This is a genomic window from Sagittula sp. NFXS13, assembly GCF_040148795.1.
GTDB classification, from domain to species: Bacteria; Pseudomonadota; Alphaproteobacteria; order Rhodobacterales; family Rhodobacteraceae; genus Sagittula; species Sagittula marina.
In genome coordinates this window covers 606,030-628,391 of sequence record NZ_JAGEMH010000002.1, presented here as the reverse complement: position 1 = coordinate 628,391, position 22,362 = coordinate 606,030, and the positions used below count along the sequence as shown (strand labels likewise).

The 22,362-nt window shown below is 62.1% G+C and carries 24 protein-coding genes and 1 pseudogene; 9 read left to right on the top strand and 16 right to left on the bottom strand.

What is annotated here, in order from left to right; translation table 11 throughout:
• Positions 1-55 precede the first annotated feature (55 nt).
• Both J4E08_RS07460 and J4E08_RS07455 read left to right on the top strand, forming a co-directional pair.
• The gene (locus J4E08_RS07460; protein ID WP_349537931.1) at positions 56-1,228 is read left to right on the top strand and encodes a MalY/PatB family protein; all 1,173 of its coding nucleotides are present in this window, start codon (positions 56-58) and stop codon (positions 1,226-1,228) included.
• Positions 1,225-1,491, top strand: coding sequence for a hypothetical protein (locus J4E08_RS07455; protein ID WP_349537930.1), 267 nt, complete (start codon positions 1,225-1,227; stop codon positions 1,489-1,491). Before J4E08_RS07460 ends, J4E08_RS07455 begins: the two co-directional genes overlap by 4 nt.
• Here the strand turns inward: J4E08_RS07455 and J4E08_RS07450 are convergent.
• The 10 genes and pseudogenes from J4E08_RS07450 to J4E08_RS07405 all read right to left on the bottom strand — a co-directional run bounded on the left by J4E08_RS07450 (position 1,488) and on the right by J4E08_RS07405 (position 7,432).
• The gene (locus tag J4E08_RS07450) at positions 1,488-2,111 is read right to left on the bottom strand and encodes a trimeric intracellular cation channel family protein (RefSeq protein ID WP_183962906.1); all 624 of its coding nucleotides are present in this window, start codon (positions 2,109-2,111) and stop codon (positions 1,488-1,490) included. The genes J4E08_RS07455 and J4E08_RS07450 overlap by 4 nt on opposite strands.
• Positions 2,112-2,186: 75 nt before the next feature.
• Positions 2,187-2,639 carry a ribonuclease HI gene (gene rnhA / locus J4E08_RS07445; RefSeq protein ID WP_183962905.1) on the bottom strand — a complete coding sequence of 151 codons (453 nt, stop codon included), beginning with the start codon at positions 2,637-2,639 and terminating at the stop codon, positions 2,187-2,189.
• A 3-nt stretch (positions 2,640-2,642) separates the two neighbouring features.
• Entirely contained in the window at positions 2,643-3,248 is a 606-nt protein-coding gene (locus tag J4E08_RS07440) for a class I SAM-dependent methyltransferase (RefSeq protein ID WP_349537929.1), read from the bottom strand.
• Positions 3,245-3,696: pseudogene (locus J4E08_RS07435) on the bottom strand (DUF3429 domain-containing protein). Before J4E08_RS07435 ends, J4E08_RS07440 begins: the two are co-directional and overlap by 4 nt.
• Before the next feature lie 100 nt (positions 3,697-3,796).
• Positions 3,797-4,228, bottom strand: coding sequence for a c-type cytochrome (locus J4E08_RS07430; RefSeq protein WP_349537928.1), 432 nt, complete (start codon positions 4,226-4,228; stop codon positions 3,797-3,799).
• A complete protein-coding gene (locus J4E08_RS07425; protein ID WP_349537927.1) occupies positions 4,225-4,659 on the bottom strand; it encodes a c-type cytochrome in 435 nt (144 codons plus the stop codon). Before J4E08_RS07425 ends, J4E08_RS07430 begins: the two co-directional genes overlap by 4 nt.
• A gap of 63 nt (positions 4,660-4,722) precedes the next feature.
• The gene (locus J4E08_RS07420; RefSeq protein WP_183962900.1) at positions 4,723-5,205 is read right to left on the bottom strand and encodes a pyridoxamine 5'-phosphate oxidase family protein; all 483 of its coding nucleotides are present in this window, start codon (positions 5,203-5,205) and stop codon (positions 4,723-4,725) included.
• The gene (gene ispH / locus J4E08_RS07415) at positions 5,205-6,164 is read right to left on the bottom strand and encodes a 4-hydroxy-3-methylbut-2-enyl diphosphate reductase (protein ID WP_183962899.1); all 960 of its coding nucleotides are present in this window, start codon (positions 6,162-6,164) and stop codon (positions 5,205-5,207) included. The genes J4E08_RS07420 and ispH overlap by 1 nt, the downstream gene beginning before the upstream one ends.
• 172 nt (positions 6,165-6,336) lie before the next feature.
• A complete protein-coding gene (locus J4E08_RS07410; RefSeq protein WP_183962898.1) occupies positions 6,337-6,789 on the bottom strand; it encodes a YqaA family protein in 453 nt (150 codons plus the stop codon).
• A gap of 70 nt (positions 6,790-6,859) precedes the next feature.
• Positions 6,860-7,432 carry a LabA-like NYN domain-containing protein gene (locus tag J4E08_RS07405; RefSeq protein ID WP_183962897.1) on the bottom strand — a complete coding sequence of 191 codons (573 nt, stop codon included), beginning with the start codon at positions 7,430-7,432 and terminating at the stop codon, positions 6,860-6,862.
• A 143-nt stretch (positions 7,433-7,575) separates the two neighbouring features.
• Between J4E08_RS07405 and folK the strand changes: the two genes are divergently transcribed.
• From folK to J4E08_RS07380, 5 genes are all read left to right on the top strand, one after another.
• Positions 7,576-8,145 carry a 2-amino-4-hydroxy-6-hydroxymethyldihydropteridine diphosphokinase gene (folK, locus tag J4E08_RS07400; RefSeq protein WP_349537926.1) on the top strand — a complete coding sequence of 190 codons (570 nt, stop codon included), beginning with the start codon at positions 7,576-7,578 and terminating at the stop codon, positions 8,143-8,145.
• A gap of 83 nt (positions 8,146-8,228) precedes the next feature.
• Positions 8,229-8,582 (top strand): DNA-directed RNA polymerase subunit omega, encoded by a 354-nt coding sequence (gene rpoZ, locus J4E08_RS07395; protein ID WP_183962895.1) that lies wholly within the window; start codon positions 8,229-8,231, stop codon positions 8,580-8,582.
• Positions 8,583-8,613: 31 nt separating this feature from the next.
• Entirely contained in the window at positions 8,614-10,749 is a 2,136-nt protein-coding gene (locus J4E08_RS07390; protein WP_349537925.1) for a RelA/SpoT family protein, read from the top strand.
• 13 nt (positions 10,750-10,762) lie between these two features.
• The gene (locus J4E08_RS07385) at positions 10,763-11,425 is read left to right on the top strand and encodes a DUF2062 domain-containing protein (RefSeq protein WP_183962893.1); all 663 of its coding nucleotides are present in this window, start codon (positions 10,763-10,765) and stop codon (positions 11,423-11,425) included.
• 113 nt (positions 11,426-11,538) lie between these two features.
• Positions 11,539-12,291 carry a pyridoxine 5'-phosphate synthase gene (locus J4E08_RS07380; protein WP_349537924.1) on the top strand — a complete coding sequence of 251 codons (753 nt, stop codon included), beginning with the start codon at positions 11,539-11,541 and terminating at the stop codon, positions 12,289-12,291.
• 28 nt (positions 12,292-12,319) lie between these two features.
• Here J4E08_RS07380 and J4E08_RS07375 read toward each other — a convergent pair whose 3' ends face one another.
• Positions 12,320-12,901, bottom strand: coding sequence for a YqgE/AlgH family protein (locus tag J4E08_RS07375; protein ID WP_349537923.1), 582 nt, complete (start codon positions 12,899-12,901; stop codon positions 12,320-12,322).
• Between the two features lie 141 nt (positions 12,902-13,042).
• Between J4E08_RS07375 and J4E08_RS07370 the strand changes: the two genes are divergently transcribed.
• The gene (locus tag J4E08_RS07370) at positions 13,043-13,837 is read left to right on the top strand and encodes a protein-disulfide reductase DsbD domain-containing protein (protein WP_349537922.1); all 795 of its coding nucleotides are present in this window, start codon (positions 13,043-13,045) and stop codon (positions 13,835-13,837) included.
• A gap of 27 nt (positions 13,838-13,864) precedes the next feature.
• On the opposite strand, the gene J4E08_RS07365 is transcribed toward J4E08_RS07370, so the two are convergent.
• The 5 genes from J4E08_RS07365 to J4E08_RS07345 all read right to left on the bottom strand — a co-directional run bounded on the left by J4E08_RS07365 (position 13,865) and on the right by J4E08_RS07345 (position 21,231).
• Positions 13,865-17,584 carry an efflux RND transporter permease subunit gene (locus tag J4E08_RS07365; protein WP_349537921.1) on the bottom strand — a complete coding sequence of 1,240 codons (3,720 nt, stop codon included), beginning with the start codon at positions 17,582-17,584 and terminating at the stop codon, positions 13,865-13,867.
• A gap of 44 nt (positions 17,585-17,628) precedes the next feature.
• The gene (locus J4E08_RS07360; protein WP_349537920.1) at positions 17,629-19,104 is read right to left on the bottom strand and encodes an efflux RND transporter periplasmic adaptor subunit; all 1,476 of its coding nucleotides are present in this window, start codon (positions 19,102-19,104) and stop codon (positions 17,629-17,631) included.
• A gap of 121 nt (positions 19,105-19,225) precedes the next feature.
• Positions 19,226-19,768 carry a molybdenum cofactor biosynthesis protein B gene (moaB, locus tag J4E08_RS07355; RefSeq protein WP_349537919.1) on the bottom strand — a complete coding sequence of 181 codons (543 nt, stop codon included), beginning with the start codon at positions 19,766-19,768 and terminating at the stop codon, positions 19,226-19,228.
• Positions 19,769-19,837: 69 nt separating this feature from the next.
• The gene (locus J4E08_RS07350; RefSeq protein WP_349537918.1) at positions 19,838-20,446 is read right to left on the bottom strand and encodes a LysE family translocator; all 609 of its coding nucleotides are present in this window, start codon (positions 20,444-20,446) and stop codon (positions 19,838-19,840) included.
• Entirely contained in the window at positions 20,443-21,231 is a 789-nt protein-coding gene (locus tag J4E08_RS07345; protein ID WP_349537917.1) for a uracil-DNA glycosylase, read from the bottom strand. The genes J4E08_RS07350 and J4E08_RS07345 overlap by 4 nt, the downstream gene beginning before the upstream one ends.
• A gap of 149 nt (positions 21,232-21,380) precedes the next feature.
• Between J4E08_RS07345 and J4E08_RS07340 the strand changes: the two genes are divergently transcribed.
• Positions 21,381-22,331: an aspartate carbamoyltransferase catalytic subunit gene (locus J4E08_RS07340; RefSeq protein ID WP_183962885.1), complete on the top strand. Its 951-nt coding sequence runs from the start codon at positions 21,381-21,383 to the stop codon at positions 22,329-22,331.
• The last annotated feature ends 31 nt before the right edge of the window (positions 22,332-22,362 follow it).

Sequence of the window (22,362 nt, the reverse complement as noted above, 5' to 3'; positions counted from 1 at the left end):
TTGCGCCTGCGCGCACCTCTTGGGAGGACTCTTACACCATCACAGGAGACCTTGCATGAGCCGCTTTGACGAAGAGATCGACCGCACTGGCACCCACTCGGCCAAGTGGGACATGATGGAGACGCTCTATAACGTGCCCGCGGATGACGGGCTGGCCATGTGGGTCGCCGACATGGACTTCCGCCCGCCGAATTGCGTTCAGGCTGCGGTGCAGAAAATGGCCGACCACGGCGTGTACGGCTACTACGGAGATGACAGCAGCTACCGCGAGGCGATCCGCTGGTGGATGGACACGCGCCACGGCTGGTCCATCGACACGGGTGCGATCTTTACCACACACGGTCTGGTGAATGGCACGGCCATGTGCCTCGAATCCTTCACGGCCCCCGGCGACGGCGTCGTTCTTTTCACACCTGTCTACCACGCTTTTGCCCGCGTCATTCAGGCCTCCGGTCGCAAGGTCGTGGAATGTGAAATGCCCGTGGTCGAAGGCCAGTACCGCATGGATTTCGACGCATGGGACGCACAGATGACCGGGTCGGAGACCATGCTGGTGCTCTGTTCGCCACACAACCCCGGTGGCCGCGTCTGGACCCGCGCCGAACTCGAAGGCGTCGCGGCATTCGCGAAGCGCCACGACCTTGTGCTTATCTCTGACGAGATTCACCACGATCTGGTCATGCCCGGCGCAACGCATACGCCCATGGCGCTGATCGAAGGCATTGCGGACCGTTTGGTGATGATGACCGCCACGACCAAGACCTTTAACATCGCTGGTGCGCACATCGGCAACGTCATCATCCATGACGAGGCTCTGCGGGCCAAATTCGCCGCGCGCATGGCTGGCTTTGGCATGTCGCCAAACTCCTTTGGATTGTTCATGGCAGAAGCGGCCTACTCCCCCGAAGGCGCGGCCTGGGTAGATGATTTGACCGATTATCTGGACGGAAACCGCCGTCTGTTTGACGAAGCAGTGAACGCCATCCCCGGCCTCGAAAGCATGTCCATGCAGTCCACCTATCTCGCATGGGTCGACTTCTCCGGCACCGGGATGCCGCGCGCGGACTACGTCAAGCGTGTCGAACAGGACGCCAAGATCGCGGCCAACCACGGGCCGACCTTTGGCAAAGGCGGGGAAAGCTTCTTGCGCTTCAACTTCGCGACACCGCGTGCGCGCGTCGAACAGGCGGTGCAACGGCTGCAACAGGCCTTCGGGGATCTGCAATGACCACGGCGCTGCTCGCCATCCTCGTCATCGCCGCGCTCGCGCTTTGGTCGTGGCGCACCCGCGGCGGCAGTCGCGGCATGAGCATGGGCGGCGGCGGGGCCGCCCGTCCGGCGAAAAAGAACTGCAAGTGGGTGCCGGATGGGGAGGCAAAGGGCCGTCTGCGCCCCTTCCGTTGCAAGACCTGCGGCGTCACGGCTTTTTCGCAGCATGAATCAGGTCCGGAGCTGTGCAAGCGCGGCCTGACCGACGGAAAGATGAACTAGGGTTTGGTGCGCGGCGGACGCCCTTTGTAGACTGGCAACCGCCAGCCAAAGGCCATGCTGCCCGCCCGCGCCACAAACGTCACCGCGGCACAGGCCAGACCCGCCTCTGCCGCGCCATAGTCTGAGACCAGAACCGTGGCCAGCCCGCCGAAAAACGCGCATGTCACATAGAGTTCGCCCTGTTTCAGGACCAATGGCAGCTCGTTTGCGACCACGTCGCGCATCAAGCCCCCCGCACAGCCTGTCACCACCCCCATGACCAACACGATGGGCGCAGGCTGTCCTTGGGCCACCGCAATTCCCGACCCAGCCGCGACAGCAACGGCCAGCGCCGCCGCATCCAGCCAAAGGATCGCGGAATAGCGGCTTTCCAGAAGATGCGCGGTGAAGAACACCAGCAGCGCCGCGCCACTTGCAACAGCCAGTATGGTTGGGTCCGCGATCCAGAAGATCGGATTGCGGTCCAGCATCAGATCGCGCAGCGTCCCACCCCCGACCGCCGTCAGGCAGGCCATGAAGACAAATCCCACAACGTCCAACTGCGCGCGGCTTGCCACCAGCGCGCCGGTCAGCGCAAAGATCAGAACGCTCGCGTAGTCGAGCAGGTTCAAAGCGGTCATGACACCTCCCCTCGTGCGGACCTGATATCTATCGACGCGAAAGACATCTCTCTTCCGGCGTATCCCGACGCGCGCTTATTTCTTGAACGGCGCCATGCCAGCCCGAGCCAGCTCATCCGCCTTTTCGTTTTCCGGGTGGCCGGCGTGCCCCTTCACCCATTGCCATGTCACATCATGGGTCGCTTGCGCCGCGTCCAACCGCTGCCACAGCTCAACATTCTTCACCGGCTTCTTGGCAGCGGTTTTCCAGCCGTTTTTCTTCCAGCCAAAGATCCAGCCGGTTACGCCATTCTTGACGTATTGGCTATCCGTCACCACAACGATTTTCGACGGGCGGCTGAGCGATTCCAGCGCGGAAATTGCCGCCATCAGTTCCATCTGGTTGTTGGTGGTATGCGCATCGCCGCCGTTCAGCTCACGCTCCTTGACGACCGCGCCGCCTTCTTTGGCTTGCATCAGCACGCCCCAGCCTCCGGGCCCCGGATTGCCGGAGCAAGCCCCGTCAGTATAGGCGTAAAGGTCGGGCATGGGTCACTCCTGCTGCGGTTTGCGAGCGGTCAGGGTGAACCAGCCCGCCACCACCCCGTCAAGCCCCTTGTCCGCACCTTCGCGAAGATCGCCGACGGACAAGCCCAGCGCCTCCAGCAGGCCGGTCATCTCGGTCACCGTATAATAGGTGTAGAAACGCCCCAACCGGTCGCGCGCAGCCCCACGACCCGTTTTCAGGCCGATGTGCATCAAGCCTCCGGGCTTTAACGCCAGATGCAGCCGCGCCAGATGACCCGGCATATCGTCACGCGGGGCATGCAACAGCGAAAAATTCGCCCAGATCCCGTCGTAGACATGAACCGCGTAAATCTCGTCAAAACTGGCCTGCCGAACCTGCAAGCCGGGCACGTTCCGCGCCTGCGCCACCATCCCGGCAGAGGCATCAACGGCATCGACCTCCAACCCCTCCGCCAGCATAGCCGCCGCCCAACTGCCCGGACCGCAGCCGAGGTCCAGAACCTTGGCGCCGTCAGGCAGCGCGTCGATGAAAGCGCGCAACGACGGGTCTGACGCGTGATCTTTGCCAAAGCTCTCTGCGTACTCCGCCGCGCGTGCGTCATAGACCGAAAGCGTTTCGCGATCGTTCACAGAACCACGCTCACGGCGAGGCAGGCCACCACCAATGTCGTCAGCAACACGCGCAGTTTCATCCACCACGCGGGCGCCAGCCCCCACCTGGCAAAGGCCGCGTCGATCATCAAAAGCCCTATGAACCCCACGATCAACGAAACGCCCGAGGCCTTTGTCCCGATCCCGGTCATGAAAAACGCCCAAAGCGCCGGGATGACCGACAACACATAGCCTGTCGTTGCCTGCTCGCCTGTCGCCTTTGTGGCAAAGCCCCAAAGCACGCCGGACATGAAGGCCAGGATGACGACCCCGTAATACAGCTGGACGTATGGCCCGGTGAAGCGACCGCCAAGTGTGCCAGCGCCCAGTCGCCCAATGCAGGCGATAACAACGTCAGCGCCCCCCAGACGAAGGGCAGAACGCCCGCAAGGCCAAGCAGCAAGGCAGAGCGTGGAATCTGTGTCATTGTGTGTCTCCGGTCCTTTAAGGATGACAGGGGCAGCCCGTCATCCACCTCGAACCATTGTAGCCGGGACATCTCCCAACGCCAGTGTCTGCCGGATGCGTCACTCGTGCGGGGGGTTACGGCCGGCCTGCATGATCTGGATTTCTTCAGGCCATTGCGACCTGATGTAGGCGAGCACATCCCAGATGTCGTCGTCGGACAAAGTGTCACCAAATCCGGGCATTCCGCTGGTGAAGTCGGTGACATTGAGCCGCTTCATCAGCTGTGCCCCACCGTATTTCACGTAGTCAAAATTCTGCGCATTGGAGTGATGCCATGTGTGGCCCGTTTCGTCATGCGGCGGCGCAGGCAAGCTGCCATCTGCATTGGGGATTTGCCAATCCGGCTGGCCTTCGAGCGCTGCACCATGGCACATAGCACAGCTCTCGGCATAGACGGCTTGCCCATTTTGCAGATCTCGCGCGTCAAGTTCATGGGTTGCGCAAGCAGGCCCCGCGACGCAAATCGCCGCGAGTGCAGCGATCCGCATCATTCCTTGTATTTGCTGTGGCATGCTTTGCAGGCGTCGCCCAACTGGCCCATTGCCGGGCCGAGATCAGCAGCGGCGGTGATCGTGATCCCTTCCGCAGTGGTTTGAAGCGCCTCTGCCTTGGTCACGAAGTCATCCCAGTTGTCCCAGATGGCTGGCAGCGCCTCGGATTCCGGGTCGGTTTCCTTTGGCTCGAACAACTCGGGCGCCGCCTCTGCCCGCGCAGCAACCGTATCCACTGCCGCCTGAGCGGCCATGGCGTCGAAATCCGTCTCGCCCTTGACCATCTTGCCCAGTGTTTTCATCGATGCGCCGATGTCGCTCATGGCGGCCATGCGCGCCTTGACGACCGGGTTTGCCACTTCTGAATGCGCCAATGTGGTCATGGAGGCAAAGCTGGTGGCGGTGATAAAGATCATGGAAAAAAGACGCATTTGGCAAACTCCGGGCTAATGACAATCAACCCTGACCCTACCTCAACCGTGACACTTGTCCAGTCACGACCCTGTGCCATCGAGCACGGCATGTGTCGCCAGAACCGGGCCGGTCCGAAAATAGCTCACGTCGTTGGTGAAAAGCGATTCAGGCACCAGACGGATCAGCCGCCCCGACGGCGCGTCGATCTGTGCGACCGTTTCAACGAACCATGGGTTCCATGTTTCAGGCGTGCCGAGGTAACGCGTCAGCAACCGCCGGAAGAGGGCCGCATCCATCGGCTCCACCGTGGCGCTGCCGCGCAGCCCCAGATGACGCAAAAGCCCGTCTTCGTTGTCGTAATCCACGATCTCGACACTGACGCGCGGGTCACTGGCCACCCTGCGCGCAGAACTGGCAGCTTCGTCGGACAACATCCAAAGCGCACCGCCCTCCCAGGAAAACCAGACCGGCGCCGTACGCGGCGCGCCTGTGTCGTCAAGCGTCGCCAGAAAGGCCATCAGAGGCTGAGAAAGCACCTCCTGCGGATCGAACGGGTGCGGCATCAGGCGGTCTCTCGCAGCACGCGCGGCACCTTGAACTCCACATTTTCCTGCGCCGTTTCCACCACCCTTTCGGACACGTCGAACCGGTCACGGAAGGCCTGCGTGACCTCCTCGATCAGCACTTCGGGCGCGGAGGCTCCGGCGGTAATGCCCACGGATCTGGCCCCCTCCAGCGCGCGCCAGTCAATGTCTTCGGCGCGCTGCACAAGCTGCGCATAGGCGCAGCCCGCCTTGCGCCCCACCTCCACCAACCGCCGAGAGTTCGACGAATTCGGTGCACCCACGACCATGAGGGCGTCAATCTTTGACGCGATGGCCTTTACCGCCTCCTGACGGTTTGTTGTGGCGTAGCAAATATCTTCCTTATGCGGGCCGACGATGGCAGGGAACCGCTTCTGCAACGCCGCCACGATGTCCGCCGTATCGTCCACAGACAAGGTTGTCTGCGTAACGAACGCCAGCCGCTCGGGGTCGCGCACCTCCACATGGGCGACGTCGTCAGGGGTCTCCACCAACAGCACTTCGCCTTGCGGCAGCTGGCCCATGGTACCGACCGTCTCCGGATGGCCCGCATGGCCGATCATGATCATCTGAAGCCCGTTTTCCGCGTGGCGGGCCGCTTCGATATGGACCTTGGACACCAACGGACAGGTGGCATCCACAAAGACCATTTCACGCTTCGCCGCCTCTGCCGGGACCGCCTTGGGCACCCCGTGGGCGGAGAAGATCACAGGACGGTCGTCAGGGCATTCTTCGAGCTCTTCGACAAAGACCGCGCCCTTTGCCCGCAGATCATCCACAACGTACTTGTTGTGCACGATCTCGTGGCGCACGTAGACAGGTGCCCCCCATTTTTCCAAGGCCATCTCGACGATCTTGATGGCGCGATCCACGCCAGCGCAAAACCCGCGCGGCGCGGCAAGGTATACGTCGAGGGGGCGCAGAGCAGTGTCGGTCATTACGGGTCTCCTTTGGCACTTCACCTAGTCACCCGGTGAGCATTCGTCCAGTGATCGACGGTGACGTCCGTCAGCGAAGGTGGTCAAACGCGCCCACGGTCGACATGCGCTAGAACATTCTGCTTTCGATACGACGCAGACATGACCTTTCGGCCATCATCACCCCAAGCAGCTAGCCGAGGATAAACGCCGCGCTCCATGCGAAGGCAATATATCTCACCGTCTTGGCAAATCCGACCAAAAGCACGAATTGCCACAATGGCGTGCGCATGATCCCTGCGGCCAGCGTAATCGCATCGCCCAGTGGCGCCCAAGACAATAACAATGACCACAAGCCCCATTTGGCATACCAGCGCTGCGCTTTATCCAGTTGTTCCTCGTTGGCGGGAAACCAGCGCTTGTGGCGGAAACGCTCCAGCCCCACGCCCATGCCGTAATTCACAACGGACCCAAGCGTATTGCCGATGCTGGCCACAACAACCAGCACCCACAGGGGCCACTGCCCGGTGGCTTGCAAACCGGCAAAGACGATTTCCGATTGAAATGGCAGAACAGTCGCAGCGCCGAAGGCAGCTACAAAAAGGCCGCCCAATCCAAGCGACGAGGCGGCCAAATCTGTCAGCATAATGACTGCATGTCCTATCGCCCCCGGTGATGGCGCGGCCCCATCCGCGCCGCCCTCGGGATGTGGCGTTTCAGGTCGAGGAAGCAACCTCGAAATTGCGTTCAACCGGCGTTTCGCGCGGCGGGCGTCCGATCACGTCGCGCAGTTCATCCAGCTCGATGAAGTTGTCTGCCTGACGGCGCAGTTCATCCGCAATCATCGGAGGCTGGCTGCGAATGGTGGACACCACCGATACGCGCACGCCCTGACGTTGCAACGATTCCACCAGCGGGCGGAAATCACCGTCGCCGGAGAACAGCACGATGTGATCGACACGTGGTGCCAGCTCCATCGCATCGACCGTAAGCTCGATATCCATGTTGCCTTTGACCTTCCGACGGCCTTGGCTGTCAGTGTACTCCTTCGCAGGCTTCGTCACCATGGTGAAGCCGTTGTAATGGAGCCAGTCGACCAGCGGGCGGATCGGCGAATACTCGTCATTTTCCAAAAGCGCTGTATAGTAAAAGGCGCGCACCATTTTGCCGCGTCGCGCGAATTCCTGCCGCAATAGCTTATAATCGATGTCGAAGCCGAGAGCCTTTGCCGCAGCGTATAGGTTCGACCCATCGATGAACAGCGCAAGCCGTTCGTCCTTGTAAAACATGAAAAGTCCTTTCTTTAAATTTGCCCGCGCAACAGATTGAGTGTGAGTGAGTGAGTGTTTGCAGGCGTAGGGCAGAAGAATAATGCTTTGAGCACGTATCGCAAGGCGGCGACATATCTCTTTAGAATAGATTGGGGGCATAATTGACACAAGAATACCTGATTGCATTAGGGTCTAACCTAGGGTCATCCGCTGGTGACCCGGCCCAGACGGTGCGCGCCGCACTTGACGCGATGCCAGCCAAGGGCATCACACCTCTGCGGGTAAGCCGACTTTATGCAACGCCCTGCTTTCCCGCCGGAAGCGGGCCTGACTACGTCAATGCCTGCTGCGCCGCCCGATTTGATCTGGATCGAACAGAAATTGCGACCTTCCTGCATAAGTTGCATGAAATTGAAGCTGATTTCGGACGAGCCCGGCTTCAGCGGTGGGGCAGTCGCACGCTTGATCTGGACCTGTTGGCCGTCGGCGATACAGTTTTGCCAGACCCGGAAACCTATGACACATGGCAGCGTTTGACACCGCGGGAGCAGACATGCCAAACCCCGGATCAGCTGATCCTGCCGCATCCCCGCTTGCAGGACCGCGCCTTTGTTCTCGTGCCGCTTCTGGATGTCGCCCCGACTTGGCAGCACCCCGTGCTGCGACAATCAACCGCAGGTCTATGTGCCGCCCTGCCCGATCATTTGCGGGCTGAACCAGTCGCATTGTGATGGCCCATCCCTTGTATCTCGGCCCGTCTCGCGGTAAGTGGGATTTTCTCGAGAAGAATCCACCATAGGATTGGAGCGTTCACATGGCCCGCGTGACGGTAGAAGATTGCGTCGATAAGGTTCCCAACCGGTTTGATCTGGTGATGCTCGCAGCGCACCGCGCCCGCGAAATCGCCTCCGGTGCGGCGATCACCGTCGACCGAGACAACGACAAGAACCCGGTTGTTGCCCTGCGTGAAATCGCTGAGGAAACCCAGTCCACCGACGAGCTCCGCGAACGCCTGATCGAGTCCAACCAGTCTCAGATCGAAGTGGACGAGCCGGAAGACGACGCGATGGCATTGCTCATGGGGGCAGAACAGGACAAACCTCAGGAAGACGATATGTCTGAGGAAAAGCTCCTGCGCGCTCTGATGGAAGCACAGGGCCAGAGCTGAGACCGGCAAAGGGTTGGAAGGATGAGGCAGCATGATCGCCGCTGATGATCTTGTTGCACTCGTTCGCAACTACAACCCGCGCACCAACGAAAAGCTGATCAAAGCGGCCTATGAATACGGGCGCGAGATGCATGATGGGCAACTCCGCAAGTCGGGGGAGCCTTATTTTACGCATCCCGTCGCCGTCGCCGCGATCCTGACCGAACAGCAGCTGGATGATGCCACCATCATCACGGCCTTGCTGCATGACACGATCGAAGACACCCGCTCCACCTACTCCGAGGTCACTGAAAAGTTCGGCAAGGACGTGGCGGAGTTGGTCGATGGTGTGACCAAGCTGACCAACCTCCAGCTTTCCAGTTCAGAGACCAAGCAGGCGGAAAACTTCCGCAAGCTGTTCATGGCCATGTCCAAGGATCTTCGCGTGATCCTTGTGAAGCTCGCCGACCGTCTGCACAACATGCGCACAATCAAGGCGATGAAGCCTGAAAAGCAGATGCAGAAAGCGCGCGAAACCATGGATATCTTCGCGCCTCTCGCCGGACGCATGGGGATGCAGTCCATGCGCGAAGAGCTCGAAGATCTGGCTTTCCGCGTCCTGAATCCGCAGGGCCGCGAATCAATCATCCGCCGCTTCATCACGCTGCAGAAGGAAACCGGGGATGTCATCCACCGGATCACCTCGGACATGCGCAAGGAACTGGAAAAGGCAGGCATCGACGCCGAAGTTTACGGGCGCGCGAAAAAGCCCTACTCGATCTGGCGCAAGATGCAGGAAAAGAAGATCGGGTTTTCCCGTCTTTCCGACATCTACGGCTTCCGCGTGATCACCCGGTCAGAGGCCGATTGTTACGCCGTGCTGGGGGCGATTCACCAGCGCTGGAAATCCGTCCCCGGCCGGTTCAAGGACTACATAAGCCAGCCGAAATCGAACGGCTACCGCTCCATCCACACGACCGTGTCGGGCCGCGACGGCAAGCGCGTCGAAGTGCAGATCCGGACCCGTGAAATGCACGAGGTCGCCGAAACCGGCGTCGCGGCCCATTGGTCTTACCGCGATGGTGCCCCCGCCGCGAACCGCTTTGCTGTCGATCCTGCCAAGTGGATCGCCCAGATGACGGAGCAATTCGATCAGGAAGAAGACCACGACGCCTTCTTGGAGGCCGTCAAGCTGGAAATGTACTCGGACAAGGTCTTCTGCTTCACGCCCAAGGGCGACGTTGTGAAGCTGCCCAAAGGGGCGACGCCTCTGGATTACGCCTATCAGATTCACACGCGCATCGGGTCCAAATGCGTCGGCGCGAAGGTGGACGGCATCCGCGTCCCGCTCTGGACCCGGCTGAAAAATGGCCAGTCGATCGAGATCATCACCGCCGAGGGGCAGGCCCCGCAGGCCACATGGCTCGACATCGCCACCACCGGCAAGGCCAAGACCGCGATCCGCCGCGCCCTGCGCGAGGCGAACAAGGAACGCTTTGCCAAGCTGGGAATGGAGCTGGCCCGCGCGGCCTTTGAATCCCATGGCAAGAAGGCCACCGACAAGGCGCTGGAAAAAGCCGCAACCACGCTGCGCCTTGGCGACGTGGAAACCTTGCTTGCGCGGCTTGGCAGCGCCGAACTGACCACGCGAGAGGTGGTGGAAACCGTCTACCCCAACCTTGTCATCGCTGCCGAAAACGAGGTGGAGATGAAGCGCGCCGTGGTCGGCCTTGGCGGTCAGGGGTTCGAACGCGCAACCTGCTGCCAACCGCTGCCCGGCGAACGCATCGTGGGCATCGTGCACCGCGGCAAAGGTGTCGCCGTGCACGCCATCGACTGCAGCTCTCTGGAGGAATACGAGGAACAGCCGGACCGCTGGCTCGACCTGCATTGGGCGGACGGAACGCATCCGGCGGTCTATTGCGTCTCCCTGGAAATGGTGCTGTCAAATGATGCCGGGGCGCTTGGGCGCATTTGCACATTGATTGGCGAGCGGAAGGCCAATATCTCGGACATGACCTTCAAGGATCGCAAACCAGATTTTTACCGGATTATGATGCAAGTGGACCTGCGTGACGCTGAACATCTGCATTCCGTGATCTCCTCGCTGGAGGCCGAAAGCATGGTGGCTTCGGTTGAGCGACGCCGTGATCCGGGTCTGGAAACCATGCCGGAGGCGGCGGAATAAAGGGCGACATTCGGTGTTTAAGCGACGCGACAGACGGCCGATCTGGCGGATCGGGCTCGAAGCGCTCTGGCCCAAGGGTGGCTGGGGGCGCGCAGCGCGTTACGTCCGTCTACGGCTTAACCGCCTTCCCGACCCGCCGCACCGCATTGCGCGCGGCATCTGGGCGGGGGTGTTCACCACGTTCACGCCGTTCTACGGGCTGCACTTCCTGACGGCAGCGATTATCTCTTTTGTCATGCGCGGCAACCTGTTGGCTGCGATCCTGGCCACGTTCTTTGGCAATCCGCTGACCTACGTGCCCATCGGCGTCGTGTCGATGAAAACCGGGTATTGGCTGCTGGATCTGAATAACTCTGACAATTTTACCCACCACCACGAAGGAGGCGGGCTGGTCACCAAATTCCTGAAGGCCGGCGATGATCTGTGGAGCAATCTTTGGGCGGTGCTCAGCGGCCATCAGGTCGACTGGACCAACCTGCGTATCTTTTATGACGAGGTGTTCTACCCCTATATGATCGGCGGGATCATTCCCGGCATCATTACGGCGACGATCTGCTATTATATCTCCTTGCCGATCATCACGGCTTTTCAAAACCGCCGCAAAGGGGCCATCGCCGCAAAGCTGGCCGAACTGAAAAAACGCAAGGCAGAAGGCCGCGCCCGCGAGGGTCGCTGATCTTGCGCAGCGCGCATGACGGAACGGCAATCACGCGCTTTTCTTTCCGTAACCGAAACGCTACCTTTTGATCAAAATCTGACCGCCCCGCGGAATGCAAGGGATCGAAAGCTATGACCGACTATGCTGGCCGCCTCCGTCTTGGCGTCAACATTGACCATGTTGCCACTGTCCGAAACGCCCGGGGGGGCGACTACCCCGACCCGATCCGGGCCGCCAAGCTAGCCGAAGACGCGGGTGCCGACGGGATCACCGCCCACCTGCGTGAGGACCGCCGCCATATCACCGACCCAGACATCGAACGGCTGATGGACGCGCTGACGGTTCCGCTGAACTTCGAAATGGCCGCCACCGACGAGATGCAAAAGATCGCCCTGCGGCACAAGCCGCACGCCGTCTGTATCGTTCCGGAAAAGCGCGAGGAGCGCACCACCGAGGGCGGACTGGAAGTCGCCAATGACGAAAACCGCCTGGCGCATTTCATCGGCCCCTTGCGCGAAGCGGGCTGCCGCGTGTCGATTTTCATCGCTGCGGACAAGCGTCAGATCGACGCCGCCCATCGCATCGGCGCGCAAGTGATCGAACTGCATACCGGTGGTTACTGCGACAGCTTTTCCGACGGGGATATGGAACTGCACGCCACCGAGCTGGAGAAAATGCGCGACATGGCCGCCTATGCCCACGGCCTTGGGCTGGAGGTCCACGCAGGCCACGGCCTGACCTATGAAACCGTCAAGCCTGTGGCCGCTTTTCCAGACGTGATGGAGCTGAACATCGGGCACTTCCTGATCGGCGAAGCGATTTTTCGCGGGCTGCAACCGGCTATCGCGGAAATGCGCCGCCTCATGGACGAGGCTCGCGCCTAAAGTGCCATGCGGGTCGCGCCGCAGACTGCTAGGCGCGACCGCCTTCGGAGGACAACATCATGGGCGACACGCCCAAGGTCTCCAGCGCCGCTTCCCATTTGTCGGTATCCGTGAGACCAAAGATCAACGACGGCGCCGCCTCACAGACGAGCCAGGCGTTCTCGGCAATTTCATGTTCCAATTGCCCCGGCCCCCAGCCCGCGTAGCCCAGCATCATCAGCCACTTCTCAGGCCCCTGCCCTTTGCCAAGATCCTCAAGCACATCGAGCGTCGCGGTCATGCTCAGATCATCCGTGACCTCCAGCGTTGTCACCGCAGAAGCGTAATCTGGCGAATGCAGCACAAAGCCGCGCCCCATCTCGACCGGGCCGCCGTAGCGCACAGGCAAAGCCCCCAGATCCGCGGTATTTTCGATATCGAGCTGCGTCAGCAACGCGCTCATGTCGATGTCTTGCGCCGGTTTGTTGATGATCAGGCCCATGGCGCCGTCGGCAGAATGATCACACAGCAACACCACGCCCCATTCGAATCGCGGATCTTCCATGCCCGGCATGGCGATCAATAGACGTCCGGTCAATTCGGTGGGTTTATCGGTGATTTCACCTGTCATGCGTGCCTCTTTTCCGCTCTTCGGTCCACCATGCGACAGCGACCTCTCATGTGCAAGAACGTGTCCTTCACGCCACCGCTGACAAGCCTCTCACCGCAAGGTGACTTCCATTTCAGCGCATTCCAGAGCATCTGATTGGATATGACAAAAATCTTTGCTGCCCTTCTGCTCTCTCTTCTACCGATGGCCAGTCAGGCCGAAAGCTTCGATGGCCAGGTTCGGGCAACTTTGCTGCCGGGCTGGCGGCTCTCCAATGGCGACCATGTGGCCGCCCTGCGGCTGGAGCTTGCAGACGGCTGGAAGACCTATTGGCGCAGTCCCGGAGATGCGGGTATTCCGCCCAGCTTCGATTGGAGCGGCTCGCGCAATCTGGACGATGTGACCGTGTCCTGGCCCAGCCCCGATGTGTTCTGGCAATCGGGGATGCGGTCGGTCGGCTACAAACACGAAGTGATTCTTCCGTTGCGGGTCGATCTGCGCAATGGCGCGCGGGATGCGCGGTTGAGCGGCACCATCGACATCGGGATATGCAAAGATGTCTGCCTGCCACAACGCCTGACGATCCAAGCCAATCTGCCCGCCGCCGCCCGCAAACCCGATGCGCGCATTGCCGCCGCGATGGCCGATCTGCCGTATCGGGCTGCCGACGCAGGCATCACGCGGGTGCACTGTCAGGTCTCTGCAGCCGAGCGTGGTCTTGGCCTGACCGTTGCGCTGGACATGCCCGGCGCCACCGGGCGCGAAGAGACTGTCATCGAATTCCCCGATCCCGAGCTTTGGGTGGCCGATCCCGAAACGTCGATCCAGAATGGTCAGCTGGTGTCACAAACCAGAGTGTCCCATACGTCACGCGCGGCTTTTGCGCTGGATCGCTCTGCCATGACGATCACCGTTCTGGGAGGTCCCATGCCGGTGGAGATTCGCGGCTGCCATTGACCCTTCAGCGCGGCGAGGGAGACGGGGTCACCCCGCCTTCCGGTCGCCCAATGCATTGCGCCGCCCTGCCGTCAGACCCCAGACCAACGCCACCAGCACATAAAGCCCCAGCGCCAGCGCGGCCGACCCTGCCAGGAACACACCCAACGCGGCCCCTGCCCCGCCGCCCCCGAGCATCGCAGGCAGGCTGCCCGTTGCCGCGACCCAGCCCAAGGTCGCCACAAGCCAGCCCAGCACCGCTGCGGTCCCTGCCAAAAGCACGCCGCGCACCGCGCCTGAGCGGAAACGCCAGCCCCGCTTGAGCGCCCCCCACGCCTTGCCCACATCGTGTTGCACCGCGACCAGCGACGGCACCACAAGCAAAACCAGCACCATGCCAAAGCCCAAACCGTAGACCAGCGTCACCACCGTCGGTTTCAGGAACTGCGCATCAGAGGAATTCTCGTACAGCAACGGCGCGAGGCCCAGAACCGTTGTCGCAGTGGTCAGGAACACCGCGCGCAAGCGGTCTGCCGCGCCGTCGATGATGGCGGGCACCAGTCCTCTATCCTTTGCGTATTCGTCGATCTGCGTCACCAATACGATCGAGTCGTTGATGATAATCCCAGTCATGCCCAGCAACCCCACCACCGTGAACATGCTCGCCGGAATATCCCAAAGCCAATGGCCGTAAATCGCGCCCACAAGTCCAAAGGGAATGATCGCCATCACCACCAACGGCCGCGTCCAGCTGGCAAACACCCACGCCAGCACGAGGTAGATCCCCAGAAGCACCATCAACAGCCCCAGTTGCGCATCCGCGAGGAATTCACTCTCCTGCTCCGACAGACCGGACAGGGCGTAGTCCACTTGCAGCCTGTTCGAGATGGCGGGAAGAATGGTATCTTCCAGCGCCTGCATGATCTCCGTGGCGCGGGCGGGATCATCCTCTGATATGTCCCCGGTGACAGAGATCAGCCGCACACCATTCTCGCGTCGCACGGTGCTGAAGCCTGTGCGCTGATCCACGCGGACAATGTCGGCCAACGGTACGTAGGCCCCCTCCGGCGTGCGCAGCATGGTGCGTTCGAGGAAATCCGCCGTCAGTTCCCCGTCGGGCAGTTCGACGCGTATTTCGGCAGAGCGCGGACCAACCGGGAAGGTCGCCGCTTCGATCCCGCCCAGACGATTGCGCAGAACCCGGCCCAACCCGTCGATGTCAAAGCCAAGCGCTTCGCCTTGCGGGGTCAATTCGAGGATCAGCTCAGCCTTGTCATAGGACAGGCTGTCCTCCACCGCCGAGACTTCGGGGAATTGTGTGACGGCGGCTTTGAGGTCTTCGGCGGCGGCCTTCAACGTGTCGGCATTTGCGCCCGAGAACTGCACATCCAGCGCATCGCCACCGGGACCCGATCGCCACCCCCGGAAGGAGATCGTTTCGACCTGCGGATGACGCCCGGCCCGTTCCTGAAGTTCGCCCACGAAGGCGAAGGAGGAATAGGGCCGCAGGTCTGCCTCGATCAGCTCGATGGAGATCGCGCCAAGCTGGTCGGCATCCTTGGTGTCGGCGCCCGCAAGGCTGGGACCGGAGTTTCCGCCAATTTCGGCAATCACATAGGACAAGGGATTGCGGCCGTAGCGTTCCTCATATTCGGCAGCCAACTCGTTGGTGGTCTGTTGCAGCAGGCGCAGCTGGGCGATGGTGTCGGCGCGTGTGGCGCTCGGCACCATGGCAAAGTTACCGGTGACCGAGGCACGCTCCGGCGCGTTGAAGAAACGCCATTGCACATCGCCGTTGATAAACAGCACCGCGATGCCCGCCAGAGCCACCACGGCCCCGGCCAGCACCACGTAGCGCGCGGCCACGACCAAGTGCATCAACGGGCGGAACAAGGCCTCCCGCACCCAGCGAAAGCCCCGGTTCACGGTGCGCGAGGCGCTGTCGATGCCCATGTCGGAAAGGCTGCGCAGCTCCATTGCGCGGCGTTCAGGGGCCATGCGCAACAGCCGCAACACCAACACCACGGCCACCAGAACCGCAAAGCCCAATGCGCCCATCCACCCCAGCCCGAAGAGCCCGGACCGGGCCGTCAGCGCCGAGGCATGCAACCCCTGGAGCCAAGCCGGACTGTCCCCAAAGCTGGCCCCGAAACTGGCCCATGAATTGTCCAGCGCGCCGGGCAGTGACAGTGCCCCAAGCACGATCAAACCGACCGCCAGCATGGTCACAAGCGTGTGGCCAAAAAGACCTGCCCCGGCACGCCATGCGCGAAACCCGGTCCGCTCCCTTGGGGTCAGAGCGTGGGCCATGTGGTTGGGCAGAATAAGAAAGCACTCCACCAGCGACGCCAGCAGCACCATGATCACCGTAAAGGGGATGTCGGAGATCATATTCCCAAACCGCCCACCGATTGCCGTCAGGCCGAAGAAAGCGATCACCGTCGTGAGAGTCGCGGAAAACACCGGCAGCGCCATGCGGTTGGCGGCGCGCTCCGCGGCCTCGAACGGGCCGTGACCGTTGCGCGACAGATGATCGGCGTGTTCCCCCACCACGATGGCGTCATCCACAACGATGCCCAGCGTGATGATCAACGCGAACAGCGATATCATGTTCAGCGTCAGCCCGCCCACATACATCAGCGCAATCGCCGCCAGCAGCGCCGTGGGAATGCCCAGCGCCACCCAAAAGGCCGTGCGCGTGTTCAGGAACAAAAACAGCAGTGCCACGACCAGCAACAAGCCCATCGACGCATTGTCGAGCAGGATATTCAGGCGCCCGGTGATCGCCTCGGATCGGGTGCGGATCAGATCAATGGTCACGCCGTCGGGCAAGGTGGCCTGATAAACCGCTGCGACCTCTTCGACCTGTTTCTGGATCGCGATGGCGTCGCCCCGGTCAGATCGGTCCACCCTTACGGAAATCGCCGAATTCTCTCCGACGAAATAGCTGCGTTCACGGTCCACGCCCTCTTGGCGCAAGCGGGCCACATCGCCGATGGTCAGCTTGGTGCCATCTGCCTGTGCGCGTAACGAAATGCCCGCAACATCCTCGGCGCTGCGCTTTTCGACACCGGTGCGCACCCGCGCTCCGGCACCGTCCACATCGCCCGCCGGGTCCGCGTTGACCTCTGCGGCGATGGCATCGGCGATCTGGGCCATGGTAACATCATGTTCGATCAAACTGGCAGAGGGGACCTCGACCACAACCTGCGGCGCGGCGACTCCCCGAATGGTGGAGCGTGTGACCCCCTCGGCAAAAAGGCGGACGACAAATTCATCCGCAAAGCGCGCCAGTTGGTCCACGCCCACAGGACCGGTGATGACCACATCTGTCACCCGGTCGCGCCACCCTCCGCGCCGCACCTCGGGCGTGTCCGCCTCCTCAGGCAAGCCGGTGATGCCGTCCACGGCCTGCTGCACCTCGTCTGCCGCGCGGCCCATGTCCCAGTTGGGCTCGAATTCCAGCTCGATGCTCGCACTGCCCTCGCGAGAGCGCGCCTCAGACGCGGCGACCCCTTCGACAGACAGCAGCGCCGGTTCCAGCACTTGCACGATTGCGGCGTCCACGTCCTCTGCCCCGGCACCGTCCCAGCGGACAGAGACATCGATTTCGTCACTGATGATATCCGGAAAAAACTGCGCCCGCATGTTTGGCGCAGCCAGAAGACCGGCAGCCAGCAGAATCACGAGGATCAGGTTCGACAGCGTAGGGTGCCGGGTGAAATACCCCAGGATGCCGCCCGCTGCCTTGGACAAGTCGCGTGCCATTGTCGTCTCTCCCATGCCCCCATGGGGGCGTGACGCGGGGGCGTTCAGCCGCCCATGCGTTCCTCGATCCGGGCCACCACATCGGCGGGCACGCGGTCCTGTTGCAATTGCGCAAGAACGCGCGTGCGCGCCTCCTCCGGCATACGGCTGTTGCCCTCGACAAAGGCCACAAGCGCGGCGCGACGTTCGGCGCTGAGCTCCAGCATTTGGTCTGTGGTGTCGGCGTCGGTCACGTTGGCGTCCTCTGCCCCTTCCGGGCGCAGTGCCTCGACCTTGATCCCCGCGCCCAACAAAGGCGTGCGCTGTGCCACGACCTCACGGCCTGCAAGATCCTCGGCGCGCACAAGCACCTCATCGCCTTGTCGGCGTTCCAGCGTCACGGGAACCACCTGCAACCGCCGGTCGTCGCCAAGCGCCAGCACCGCGCCATCCGCGCCCAGCGCGGTGGCAGGCAGACGGGCCACATTTTCAAGCGCCGGCTCCTTGGTCTGCACGGTCACAAAATCGCCCGGCTTGAATCCGCGCGCGGCGTCGAGCGTCGCAAACAACAGACGTCCGGTCTGCCCTTCGCCGACAGATGCACTTTCGCGCGACAGCGTGCCCGACGTGGTCAAACTGACGCCAAAGACATCCATAACAACCTGCACCGGCGCACCACGCAAGCGACCGTCCGCGCCGATCAGACGCGCGTACTGCGGGGTGGAAACGCGGAACGCCACTTCCAGTGCGGCCGGATCGACAAGCTGCGCCAGTTGCTCATTGGCGGAGACCAGACGCCCCGCGACAACGGTGACCTCGGTCAAGACGCCGTCGAAAGCGGCGCGGATTTCGGTGTCGTCAAGCCGCCGGCGGGCTTCGTCGCGAGCGATCTCTGCGCGACGTTGCGCCGTTGCGGCCTGGTCGATGCGCGCCTCGGCGGTAGCGACGGCCTGCCGGCGGGTCAGAACCGCCTGACGCGCCGTGGACAACGCCAGTTCTGCCGTCTCCACCGCAGCTTCAGTCCCCACGCGGCGTTCCAGCAAGTCCTGCGACCGGCGCAAAGCCCTGTCGCGCAGGGCCACCTGTTCTTCGGCAGCGGTCAACTCATCACGGGCAATGCCGATGGCACGCTGTGCCTCACGGCCTTCGGCCTGCGCGTCGAGCAGATCGCTTTCGGCCCGGTCCAGCGCCGACTGCGCATCCGCCGGATTGATCCGCCCCAGAAGCTGGCCTTCTGTGACCTCGCCGCCTTCGACGAACGCCGGATCAAGGTCCATCAAAGTGCCCCCTGCTGCGGCGCGCAGCTCCAGAGTGCGGGCGCTCTGCACCTCGCCAAAGACCGACAGGATGGGCACTTCCCGGCCCGGAGTGACCTGCACCGTGTTGACAGTGAACACACGTTCACGGGCGGCGCGTTCGCGCGGCTCCTCGTTGATGCGGGCCTGCACGGCCTCACGCACCATGATGCCCGCCCAAGCCAACATGCCGAGCGTTAAGGCAAAAAGAAACAGGCCCGTCAGGCTCTTTCGGAAAAAGCGCATGGGTCGCCTCCCTCGGCGGGCCGCCCATCGCAACCCGCACCACAGTCCATACTCCACAGATTGACCGCCGAACCAACCCGCAGACGTATCCATATGTTACGAGCTTACACGGCCCATCGGATCACTTCCGTCGCTGATGTTCATCGAGACGTGGGAAAATCTCGACAAAGTTGCAGGGCCGGTGCCGATAATCCAACTGCCACTTGAGTATCTCATCCCAGGCGTCCTTGCACGCACCCGTCGATCCGGGCAGCGCGAACAGGTAAGTGCCCAGCGCGACACCGCCCGTGGCGCGGCTTTGCACTGCGGACGTGCCTATTTTCGCATAAGACACCATGGTGAAGACGGTTCCGAAGGCGTCGATTTCTTTTTCATAGACGTCGCGATGCGCCTCTACCGTCACATCGCGCCCCGTCAGACCTGTGCCGCCGGTAGAAATCACTACGTCCACCTCCGGGTCGGCACACCATGCCCGCAAGCGATCGGCGATCACCGTGCGCTCGTCTTTCACGATTGCGCGATCTGCCAGCAAATGCCCCGCCTCAGTCAGGCGGGCGACCAGAGTGTCCCCGGATCGGTCATCCTCCAGCCCGCGTGTGTCACTGACCGTGAGAATCGCGATTCGGACAGGAATGAATGCCTTGCTTTCGTCGATGCGCGACATGGGCGGCCTCTTGGTTAGGGAGTGGGTGCCGCCACTTTCGGCAGCGCCCGTCCAGTGTCAAGCGGGCGCTCAGACCGCCAGTCGCAGCGCCAAGCCGCCGAACAGGGTCGCACAGGCGTAGCGCAAGCCGCGTTCGGTGCGCGTGCCGCCTCTCAAGTGATGTCGCAGGCGTCCGGCAAACTGTCCGACCAGACCGTTCACCACCAAACCGCCGAGGCTCATCATCGTGCCGAAAATCAGGAATTGCGGCAGAACAGCCCGGCTTGGGTCCACGAACTGCGGCACAAATGCCAACACAAACAGGATGAATTTCGGGTTGGTCATATTCACGACAAAGCCCTGTCGTGCCGCACGCGCGGGCGAAAGTGGCGGCGCATCCACGCCTGCCAGCGGCGTGTGCCACGTCTTCCAAGCGATCCACGCCAGATAGGCAGCGCCCGCCCAGCGGATCACGTCAAACGCGCCGGGCAAGGCCGCCACAAGCGCGCCAAGGCCCAAGCCCGCCAGAAGCACGTGAACGATTCCGCCCGACGCCACCCCGGCAGAGGCCGCCCAGCCACAGCGGGTGCCGCCTCGCAGGCCCTGGGCCATGCAAAACAGCATATCCGGGCCGGGTGTGATGTTCAGAGCAAGACCAACCGGCAAAAATGTCAGCAGCATCAATGGCTCAACAATCATGTCTGGTCTTTCAGGCGCGCCTTGAGCGACAGCAAATCGGTCCACGCCTCGCGCTTGGCCGCCGGATTGCGCAGCAGGTAGGCTGGATGGAACATGGGCAGCGCGGGCTTGCCGCAGGCTTCGGTCCATTGGCCACGCAGCCGGGTGATGCCACGTTTGCCAAGCAAAGCCTGACAGGAAATGTTACCCGCAATCACCAGAACATCCGGTGCCGCCAGCGCGATGTGACGCTCAAGAAACGGCTTCATCATGGCCATTTCCTCTGGCTTGGGGTCGCGGTTTTGCGGTGGCCGCCAAGGCATGACGTTGGTGATGTACACGGATTCGGTGCGGCTGAGGCCGATGGCCGACAGCATCCGATCCAGCAACTGGCCTGCCGCCCCCACAAAGGGCTTACCTTCACGGTCCTCATCGCGGCCCGGGGCCTCGCCAACGATCATCACACGCGCGCCCTGCACCCCGTCGCAAAAAACGAGGTTCCGGGCCCCGCGTTTCAGTTCGCAATGCTCAAAGGCCGCCATGGCCGCTTGCAAAGATGACAAGGTGCCCGCAGCCTGCGCCGCCGCAGTTGCCTCGGCCACGGGATCGACCTCGGGTTCCAGAATGGGCGTGGCCGCGCCGGACATGCCAGTGCCACCGCGTCGCCTTGCGGCGCGCGCTTCCTTTGCCACATCTTCGAGCGCGAAACGGTCCACAGGCGCATCACAGAGCACCTCTGCCACGCCCATTTCCATCTGCCATTCCAGCGCCGCGCGGGCGGCGTGCCAATCCAGTGCCGATTCCATGGCGCCCACTCTACGCCCCCTCGCGGCAAAGGAAAATCGCCCGCGGTTTGGCTTTGTAAAAAACCTCTTGGTCGAAAGGTTAACCACCGCGCTCTTGCGAGACGCCCGGCACCTGCCTAAACACGGCACCAACCACATCAGGGATGACCATGCGCTTCGACCATCGCCACCTTCTGGGGATCGAACCCCTGCGCCCCGACGAGATCACGACTCTTCTTGATCTGGCGGATCAATACGCCACCTACAACCGGGGCCGCGACAAGAACGCTCAGGCGCTGGCGGGCATGACCCAGATCAACATGTTCTTTGAGAACTCCACCCGTACGCAGGCCAGCTTTGAATTGGCGGGCAAGCGTCTGGGTGCGGATGTGATGAACATGGCGATGCAGGCGTCTTCGATCAAAAAGGGCGAGACGCTGATCGACACGGCATTGACCCTGAACGCGATGCACCCCGACCTTTTGGTGGTGCGTCATCCACATTCCGGCGCCGTCGACCTGCTGGCGCAAAAGGTGAATTGCGCCGTCCTGAACGCAGGCGATGGCCGACACGAACACCCGACACAGGCCTTGCTGGATGCGCTCACGATCCGCCGCGCCAAAGGTCGCCTGCATCGGTTGACCATCGCCATTTGCGGCGATGTGGCCCACAGCCGCGTGGCCCGGTCGAACCTTCTGCTGCTGCACAAGATGGAAAACCGTATCCGTCTGGTCGGCCCGCCGACCCTGATGCCCGCGGGAATCGACGCATTCGGGGCGGAGGTCTACGACGATATGCGCGAAGGCCTGCGCGACGCGGATGTGGTGATGATGCTCCGCCTGCAAAAGGAACGCATGGACGGCGGGTTCATCCCGTCGGAGCGGGAATATTACCACCGCTACGGGCTGGACGCCGAAAAGCTGTCCCATGCCAAGCCTGACGCCATCGTGATGCACCCTGGTCCGATGAACCGGGGTGTCGAGATCGACGGCACCATTGCCGACGACATCAATCGCTCGGTGATTCAGGATCAGGTGGAAATGGGCGTCGCGGTGCGGATGGCCGCCATGGATCTGCTGGCCCGCAACCTACGCGCCCGCCCGAAAACCGTCATGGTCTGACCTTTTTGCGCGGTGAACGTGATCGCTGCGC